This is a genomic window from Vibrio sp. D173a, assembly GCF_030248475.1.
Genome location: NZ_JAHGAH010000309.1, coordinates 1 through 751, shown reverse-complemented (window position 1 = coordinate 751; position 751 = coordinate 1). Strand labels below are relative to the sequence as shown.

The following is a 751-nucleotide window of genomic DNA, read 5'->3' as shown; positions in this document are numbered from 1 at the left end:
GTTGGCGTTGACCACCAGAAAGGGCTTTTGGTTGACGCTCTAGTAGGTGGCCCAACTGGAGAATTTCTGCTGCGTGTTCAACACGCTTATCGATTTCCGCTTTGTCAGCTTTTGCTAGTTTCAGACCAAATGACATGTTGTCATATAGGTTTAGGTGTGGGTAAAGAGCGTAAGACTGGAACACCATACCAACACCACGTTTGGATGGTTCTACGTCATTCATGCGCTGGTCACCAATATACAAATCACCTGAAGTAATGTCTTCAAGACCGGCAATACAACGTAGCAGGGTAGATTTACCACAACCTGATGGACCTACGAAAACAACGAATTCACCTTCGTTGATCTCCAGATCTACGTTCTTAGAAATCAGTACGTCGCCATACGCTTTACAAACATTTTTTAACGTGACACTCACCATGAAGCTCGTCCTCGATCAATTTTTATTATTCACCGCTCATCATTATATGAATTATCTAGCGAGCAGTAACAGTAGGAATCGGTAAGTTATTGGGATTGGTAAGAAAAACAGGGTAGAGCTCCAATTGTCCTGAACTGGAGCACTACCCACCATAGCCAAATACGAGTTTCTCTCCCCCACATTATTCGTGTTGTCTCCCCCGTGAAATAATTACCACAAACAACACCAATAATGACATTCCACTCGTATGGCAATGAAAAACCAGCAAATCTTTTCACCTGTAGGAGGTACTGCTGGGAAAGGGTTCTTACCATCCACTCTTGGATGACT

The 751-nt window shown here is 43.5% G+C and carries 1 protein-coding gene; it reads right to left on the bottom strand.

The annotated features are described in order from the left end of the window. A partial coding sequence (locus KIV40_RS24880; RefSeq protein WP_285351857.1) for an ATP-binding cassette domain-containing protein occupies positions 1 to 421 on the bottom strand: 421 nt, incomplete at its 3' end. Positions 422 to 751: the final 330 nt, after the last annotated feature.